This is a genomic window from uncultured Campylobacter sp., assembly GCF_938030815.1.
Lineage (GTDB): Bacteria > Campylobacterota > Campylobacteria > Campylobacterales > Campylobacteraceae > Campylobacter_B.
In genome coordinates, this window is the sequence record NZ_CALHII010000165.1 from 1 (window position 1) to 7,792 (window position 7,792).

8 protein-coding genes are annotated in these 7,792 nt (G+C 51.9%); 3 read left to right on the top strand and 5 right to left on the bottom strand.

Translation table 11 applies throughout. The annotated features are described in order from the left end of the window. Nucleotides 1-124 precede the first annotated feature (124 nt). Entirely contained in the window at nucleotides 125-487 is a 363-nt protein-coding gene (locus tag Q0277_RS06545; protein WP_297996661.1) for a diacylglycerol kinase, read from the bottom strand. Nucleotides 488-554: 67 nt separating this feature from the next. On the opposite strand from Q0277_RS06545, the gene Q0277_RS06550 reads away from it, so the two are divergent. Together Q0277_RS06550 and Q0277_RS06555 are read left to right on the top strand one after the other, a co-directional pair. Beyond that, nucleotides 555-1,313, top strand: coding sequence for an exodeoxyribonuclease III (locus Q0277_RS06550; protein ID WP_295152225.1), 759 nt, complete (start codon nucleotides 555-557; stop codon nucleotides 1,311-1,313). Between the two features lie 135 nt (nucleotides 1,314-1,448). Continuing rightward, complete coding sequence (locus Q0277_RS06555) at nucleotides 1,449-3,095, top strand: formate--tetrahydrofolate ligase (protein WP_297996663.1); 1,647 nt, start codon at nucleotides 1,449-1,451, stop codon at nucleotides 3,093-3,095. 447 nt (nucleotides 3,096-3,542) lie between these two features. Here the strand turns inward: Q0277_RS06555 and Q0277_RS06560 are convergent, their stop codons facing one another. From Q0277_RS06560 to Q0277_RS06570, 3 genes are all read right to left on the bottom strand, one after another. Beyond that, entirely contained in the window at nucleotides 3,543-3,983 is a 441-nt protein-coding gene (locus Q0277_RS06560; protein ID WP_297996665.1) for a pyrimidine dimer DNA glycosylase/endonuclease V, read from the bottom strand. 200 nt (nucleotides 3,984-4,183) lie between these two features. Then, the gene (locus Q0277_RS06565) at nucleotides 4,184-5,290 is read right to left on the bottom strand and encodes an alanine racemase (RefSeq protein ID WP_297996667.1); all 1,107 of its coding nucleotides are present in this window, start codon (nucleotides 5,288-5,290) and stop codon (nucleotides 4,184-4,186) included. Nucleotides 5,291-5,973: 683 nt separating this feature from the next. Then, nucleotides 5,974-6,687, bottom strand: a complete 714-nt coding sequence (locus Q0277_RS06570) for a vWA domain-containing protein (protein ID WP_297996669.1) — start codon at nucleotides 6,685-6,687, stop codon at nucleotides 5,974-5,976. 115 nt (nucleotides 6,688-6,802) lie between these two features. Here Q0277_RS06570 and Q0277_RS06575 point away from each other — a divergent pair, with 115 nt between their 5' ends. Beyond that, nucleotides 6,803-7,015 (top strand): hypothetical protein, encoded by a 213-nt coding sequence (locus Q0277_RS06575; RefSeq protein ID WP_297996671.1) that lies wholly within the window; start codon nucleotides 6,803-6,805, stop codon nucleotides 7,013-7,015. Here the strand turns inward: Q0277_RS06575 and Q0277_RS06580 are convergent. Continuing rightward, nucleotides 6,981-7,792: DMT family transporter (locus Q0277_RS06580; RefSeq protein ID WP_297996673.1), on the bottom strand; the 812-nt coding region annotated here is incomplete at its 5' end. The two genes, Q0277_RS06575 and Q0277_RS06580, sit on opposite strands and share 35 nt — an antisense overlap.

A 7,792-nucleotide genomic window follows, 5' to 3' on the forward strand; every position in this document is an offset into this window, starting at 1 on the left:
GTCGTGTTTGGGTTGCAGGTGTGGACGATCAACGACTCAAGTGGCTTGCAAATTCCGCACTCGCCAAAAAAACTCTGCGTTGCAGCGATTTAAATCTTTAATCGCGAAATTTGCAATTACGCGATTAAAAGAATTTACCGATAAGCGCGTATCCCCACAGCGCGGCGTTGAAAAATAGGCTCATCATCACGGCCGTGCTTGCGGTGTCTTTGGCGCCTTTGGCTAGGGGGTGGATTTCGCTCGTGGCAAGATCGACCGCGCGCTCAATAGCTGAGTTTATGCACTCGGTTGTGAGCGTAAAGACCGCGCCGAAGATCAAAAATAGATTTAGCACTGCGCCGAAATTCCAAAAAAATAGCGACAGCAGAAGCGGGACGAACACGCAAAGCTCGAGCCTGAAGCTACGCTCGCTGCGCAGCATCTCGGCAAGACCCGCCATCGCGTAGCTCCAGTTGGCAAAAAATCGGTATTTGGGCTGATTGCGCATAATTTTCCTTTAAATTTAGTCAAAATTTCGTATAATCATACCAAAATTTTTGCGCCAAAGGCTAAATTTGAAACTGATTAGTTGGAACGTAAACGGGCTGCGCGCAGTGCTCGGCAAAGACGGCTTTGCGTGGCTTGCGGAGCAAAATCCCGATTTTTTGGGCTTGCAAGAGATCAAGGTGAGCGAAAAGGACGCTCCGAAAGGGCTTTATGAGCTCGGATTTTCTCAGATCGATCTAAATTCCGCCGCTCGCGCGGGCTATTCGGGTGTGGCGAGCCTGGCGAAATTTAAAAGCGAGACGAGCAAGGCGCTGTTTTTCCCCGATGACGAGGGGCGCGTGCTGCAGCACCGCTTTGGCGATGTCGTGCTTTTTAATATCTACTTTCCCAACGGCCAAAAGGACGAGGCGCGGCTAGCCTATAAGATGGAATTTTACGCGAAATTCTTAGCCTATGCGCGCAGCCTCGCGGAGCAGGGGCTCGGGGTGATATTCTGCGGCGACGTAAATACCGCGCACCGCGAGATCGATCTTGCAAATCCAAAAGCAAACTCCAAAACCTCGGGCTTTTTGCCGATCGAGCGGGCATGGCTCGATGAGGTGGAGGCGGCGGGCTTCGTCGATACCTTTCGCGCCGTGCACGGCGAGCTGCGGGACGCCTACTCGTGGTGGAGCTACCGCTTTAACGCACGCGCAAAAAACGTAGGCTGGCGGATCGATTATTTTTTCATCTCGGCAAATTTGCGCTCGCGGCTAAAGGATGCTTTCATCCTAAGCGACGTGATGGGCAGCGACCACTGCCCCGTGGGCATCGAGATCGAAATTTAGCCGGGGCGAATTTCACCGCGAGCTTAGATCTTGCGCGGCTTTCGGATGAGGTGCGCGTAGCGGCGGCTAATGCGCGGATTTAAAGAGGCGGTGCGTAAACGCTACGCGATAAAATTTTAAATTTAAGGAGAGAAAATGTTGAGCGATATCGAAATAGCAAATGCGGCGAAGCCGGATAAAATTTCAAACGTTGCGAAAAATTTGGGGCTTAGCGAGGATGAGATCGAGCTGTACGGCCACTACAAAGCCAAGCTAAATATCAAGCCGCGATCGCGCGCTTCGAAGCTTATCTTGGTCACGGCGACCAATCCGACGCCGTTTGGCGAGGGTAAGACGACGACCTCCATCGGTCTAGCCGACGCGCTAAAGCGTCTGGGCAAAAGCGTCTGCCTTGCGCTGCGCGAGCCGTCGCTGGGGCCGGTTTTTGGTATCAAAGGCGGTGCCGCGGGCGGCGGATATTCGCAGCTGGTGCCGATGGATGATCTAAATTTGCACTTTAACGGCGATTTTCACGCAATCACCTCCGCGAACAACCTCATTTCGGCGGTCATCGACAACTCGCTGTATCAAGAAAACCCGCTAAAGATCGATAAAATTTTGTGGAAGCGCTGCATGGATATGAACGACCGCGCGCTGCGCCACATCACCGTAGGACAGGGCGGGCGCACCGACGGAGTGCAGCGCGAGGACGGCTTTAATATCACCGCAGCTAGCGAGATAATGGCGGTTCTGTGCCTCTCGAACGATCTTGCCGAGCTTAAGGAAAACATCGCAAACATCATGGTCGCCTACGATACGCAGGGAGAGCCGATATACGTGCGCGATCTGGGCTGCGCGGATGCCGTGGCGATCCTGCTAAAAGACGCGATGAAACCAAATCTTATCCAGAGCCTTGAGCACACGCCCGCGCTCGTGCACGGAGGACCCTTTGCAAATATCGCGCACGGCTGCAACTCCATAATGGCGAGCAAGCTAGCTCTAAGTCTTGCCGATTACGCCGTGACGGAGGCGGGCTTCGGAAGCGAGCTCGGGGCTGAGAAATTTATCGACATCAAGTGCCGCCGCGCCGGCATCGCTCCGGACGCCGCGGTGCTGGTTAGCACGATCCGCTCGCTTAAATACAACGGCGGCGCGGATAAAGAAAATATCGCGAGCCCTGATCTTGCCGCGCTTCAAAGAGGCATCGTAAATTTAGGCGGGCATATTGAAATTTTACAAAACTTCGGGCTAAATCCGGTCGTGGCGCTTAATCGCTTTAGCTTCGATAGCGACGGCGAGATCGCTTTCGTGCGCGAGTATTGCAAGCAGCGCGGCGTGCAGATGGCGATTTGCGAAAATTTCGCCAAAGGAGGCGAGGGCGCGCTTGAGCTAGCCCGCCTCGTCATAGATGAGTGCGAGCGCGCTAAGGAGCTGAAATTCGCCTACGAGCTTAGCGACGATACGGCGAGCAAGATCGAAAAGATCGCTACTAAAATTTACGGCGCAAGTGAGGTCGTTTTTGAGCCGGAAGCGCAAAAGGCGCTGCAGCACATCAAGGCCTTGGGGCTTGAGCGGCTAAACGTCTGCATCGCAAAGACGCAGTATAGCTTCAGCGACGACGCCAAGGCGCTCGGGCGAGCGTGCGGCTTTAAGCTCAGCGTCAAGGACCTTCAGATCCGCACGGGAGCGGGCTTTATCGTCGCCGTCTGCGGCAAGATAATGCTTATGCCGGGGCTGCCGAAGGTTCCTAACGCGCTAAATATGAGGATCACGAGCGAGGGCGTAATAAGCGGACTGGTGTGATCTGAAATTTTATTTTCCGTGCGTCCATTTTTTTGCGCGCCCGCCTTGGGGTTTAAGCTTAGCTCACCGGCCTAGTCGCGATTTAAGCTTAGCATTCGTAGGTACTCAGATGAGAGCGGAGTAGAGTTGCCGATTTGCAAAATTTGGCTAAATTTGCTCGCTTGCGGGTAAATTTTAAGCGCGGGATTTTGCGGATCGGCTTTTATTTTTAAAAAACAGAGGCGAATTTGACGAGAATTTGACGTTAGGTTCGTCTTTTAAAATTTGACGAATTGCCCATAATTTCTCGCCAAAGCGGATAAAATTGCTTGCCTTTTTGGCAAATCGCCACTAATCGTAAATTTGAGATTTTTACGTCAAATTTAGGGGAAAATCGACGTAACATATTTTGGCGTTTTTATTGATCAAATTTGCCTAGGCAAGCCAAAAATCCTGCGCGAAACAGAGCTAAATTTTAACCTTCTCCCATGGCTCGATCCCGCCTGCAACCTCCTCAAAAACGCCTGCGATTTCTATATTTTTTACGCTTAAATTTCGCTCATATGCCTTGACGTCGCGCGATTTTAGCTTCTCTTGCAAAAAGGCGAATTCATACTCGATCTGACCACGAGCGACGCTGATTTTAGCCAAATTTCGCTCGTCAAATTCGCCCACTTTTGCCGCGTCAAATTTATACCCGCGAGCGCAGGCCTGCTCATAAACCTCCGCCAGATACGCATTTATCGCCTCACACGTGTTTTCATGCGCGTAAAAGCGGTCAAGCTGTGGGTGATTTTTGTAGCCTTTAGTTAGTCCAGCCAGCACGTTTTTGGCTAGCAGCGCCTCTCGCCAAAGTGCGACTAGCCCCTTTGCGTCGAGATATTTAAAGCTTATCGTCCAAAGCCTCATTTTTGCCTTTCATTAAATTTCGTAGTCAAATTCGGCGCGCTTTGCGCCGCAGCCTGAGCGGCGATAAATTCGCGTCTTAAATTTAGCCAGGCTCTACCGAAGCTAAAATTTTACCTCGCCTCGCATTTAAAATTTACTCGCTTATTGCAGTTTATCTTACATTGCAAACTCGCGGTAGCCGCACCTTTAAATTTGCCTGCTCATTGCAGCTTGCCTCTGCATAGCACGGGGATCTTTTCTACGACCTCGCCGCCGCTAACGAGGTAGGCTAACTCGTGCAAATTTACTACGGGGCAGATGTGGTTTGGATAAATTTCGAGCCGATCGCCCACGCGCACGGCGTCTCGCAGCGCTCTGTCGTAGATGATCGCGTGCTCGTCGTAAACGCCATTTATCCACACCTCCGTGCCCTTTATGCGCCCGAGCCCGGGCGTGGCGGTGAAGCCCTCGGTGCGCCTTTGCTGCGTGAGCCCCTTGGCGCCGACGTCGGTGATGATGCGATCCGCCGTAGGCCTGCTGATGACGGTCGTAAGGATACTCGCCGCGTTCATCGAATAATCGCCGTAAGCCTGCGCCTGCGAGGCGTCCATAAAGATATAGGTGCCCGGGCGGATCTCGGTGACGCCCTTTAAAATTTCAAAATCGTTGATGAGCGAGGGCGTCGAGCCGATACTAACGACGCTTGCGGGCAGAGCTAGCTCGCGCGCGATATCCGCAAACTCCAGCGTGCGGCGCTGCGCGGCTAGGTGGATGCGCTCGCATTCGCTCTTATCGGCGGCTTTGTAGGAGTGTCCGTCGTGGGAGAACACGCCACGGAATTCTATATTTTTGCAGCCTTTTAAAAATTTTATAAACGCCGCGAAATCCTGCTTTTCCACGAAGCCAGAGCGGTTTTCGCCCACTTCGATCTCGGCAAGCACGCAGACCTTCGCGCCGCTGCGCTCAAAGGCGCGCTCTATCAGGCTCGCCTGCTCTATGCTATCGATGCCGAAGCTTAAGTTTATCCCTGCGCGCAAAAGCGCGATGATGCGCTGAAATTTCAGCTCGCCAACGATCTCGTTTGCGATAAATATATCTTTCAGCCCGTTTGCCGCCATGATCTCGGCCTCGCCCGTTTTGGCGACCGTGATGCCCGCAGCGCCGAGACTTTCTTGCAGCTTCGCGAAATAGGGCATTTTATGCGTTTTGGTGTGCGGGCGCAGGTTCACACCCGCGGCGTTTGCGTAGTTTTGCATCTTTTGCAGGTTGCGAAGCACGATCTCTTGCTCGATCAGCAGCGCCGGCGTGTCGATCTCGGATACCTTCATAAGCTTCCTCCTCTTTAAATTTACGAAATTTTAATTCAGCCGCACTTGGTAGCTGCGCCCGTTTTGTAGCGCCTAAATTTTAAAATTTAGCGCAGCTTGCAAAGGGCAAAATTTACGTGCCGCCTGCGAATAGCGGAATTTACGCGTTTCTCGCGAAAAATGGAATTTGTGCGCCGTAAATTTAGCTTCGTTTGCGAAATGTGGTTTGCTCTCCGTAAATCGGCGCCCTTCGCAAAGCGTCTGAATTTAGCGAGCAAATTTACATTTCCTCATCGTATAAAACAGCGCCTGCTGAAAAGCAATACCGCGCGGCGCATGAAAAAATCAAAATAAAATTTAAAATGCGCTGAGTAAAAATCAAGACCGCACGCCGTACTGCTAGGCTCACTGAGTTTTCGGCTCCGCTTCACGCCGTTTTATTCCTCGCGCGTCTATTTTTCTTGCGGCACATATTCGCGTTAAATTTTTCGGCGAGCGGACCCGGCGGACTAGCCGTTTTGCGCTGCTGTCTCTGTTTCCGCGCCGCCGCTCGTATTTTTTTGATAAATCTCGTTTGCACCGCTGCCAGTGTTTTTTACTAAAGCTCGTTTTGTGCCGCACGATGCACATCGCCGCCTATTTTAGTGCCGCCGCTCGTTTTAGTAGCGACACTTCATTTCTGGTGCGCCTCGCCTCGCGATTTGTTATTTTTTATCTTGTAGCACCTTGTCGCGCCATTTCGAGTTTACTTTATTATCGGTCGCTACGTCTTTGGATATCTCGGCTGCCGCTTCGAAATTTTTACTCACGCCCTCTTTGGAATTCTCGTATTTTAGGGCGTTTTCGCTTTTGATACCGATGCTTCGCGCTTCGCTTGCGGCGTCGATATTAGCGCCTAAAAAGATAAATTCCCAGTCGTATTTTTCCTGCTTGTCGCTAATCATCTTTTTGATCTGCGCTTTGGAGTATTCGCGGCTTGAGTTTTCCATACCGTCGGTAATGATGACGAAAAGCACGCGATTGTTTTTAGCATAGATATCGGGTACCCGCTCGATACGCGCTATCGTGCTGCCGACGGCGTCCAGTAGCGCGGTGTTGCCGCCGGCGTAGTACTCTTTGGACGTTAGGTTTTCGACCTTTTTAAGCGGCGTGCGGTTGTGGATGACGTTAAATTTCGTATCGAAAAGCACGGTCGTGACGCTGGCGTCGATGCCCTCTTTGCGCTCCTTTTCTATCATCGAGTTAAATCCGCCGATCGTATCGCTCTCAAGCCCGCTCATCGAGCCTGATTTATCTAAGATCAGCACCAATTCCAGGTGATTTACGCCGTCTTTATGATCGGGCGGCGTCTCTAGCTCTACGCTTTTGGCAAACAATATGCCCGCAAGCGCGGCAACAAGAAGGATGATTTTTTTCATAGGGGCTCCTTTGTTAAAATTTCGTTATTTTACTATTGTATCGCTTAAGCAATGAAATTTTATCGCTAAAGCTTCTCCGCACGCCTTTGCTGGGTAAATTTTAATACGAATTTTGTTGCGGAATTTTAACGTATCCTTGCGAGAGACGCCGCAAAATTCCACGCGACATAGAATTCTACGTGGCGCGGAATTTCACCGCGAAATTTTAAAGGCGCAGAATTTTATACGGCACGGGATTTTACGACGCAAAATTCCACGCGGCATAGAATTTATGGAATTTACGCCGCCGCAAATCAAGCGTCTGCGGATCTGCTCCGTTTCGCGCTGAGGTAGCTTCCGATCTCGCTTATCAAAACGCCTGCGAGGATGAGCGCCGCGCCTAAAATTTGCATCACGCTCAGCTTCTCGCCGCCCACGAATACACCCATGATGCCCGCCGTCACGGGCTCGAGCGTGAAAAACAGAGCGGTTTTTACGGGCGTCGTGTATTTTTGCATCAAAGCCTGCGCAAAAAAGCCAAAAACCGTTCCCAGCAGGCAGATCACCGCCATCGCGGCGAAAAAGCTTCGATCCATCACCGGCACGATGCTGACTCTTTCAAAAAAGATCGCTGCAAAGCAGCAAAGCACGCTTAAGCAGAGGATCTGTACGTAGGCGATGCCCGCTACGTCGCAGCTTTGCACGAAGCGGTTGGTTAGCACGATGTGAAACGAATACGCGCACGCGCAGACCAGCGCCAGTGCTTCGCCCTTGCCGAGCCCAAGCTGCGTGTCGCCGATGAGATAGAGCCCAGCGATCGCTAGCGCGATGCCAGCGTAGGCGTAGGAGTAAATTTTATGCCTAAACAGCGCCGCGGCGATGAAGGGCACGAGTGCAACGTTTAGGCCGATGATGAACGCCACGGAGGAGCTTTGCGCAAATTTAAAGGCGAAGGTCTGCGACGTAAAGCCCGCGAATAAAAACAGGCTAAGCACCGCGCCGTGTTTGATCTCGCGCGAAGTTATGGCTTTGAGCTTCGGGAAAAATATCGCGCCTGCGATGATGCTCGCGGCGAAAAAGCGCCAAAATAGCAGCACGAAGACGTTGTTGCTCGCAAGCGCCTGCG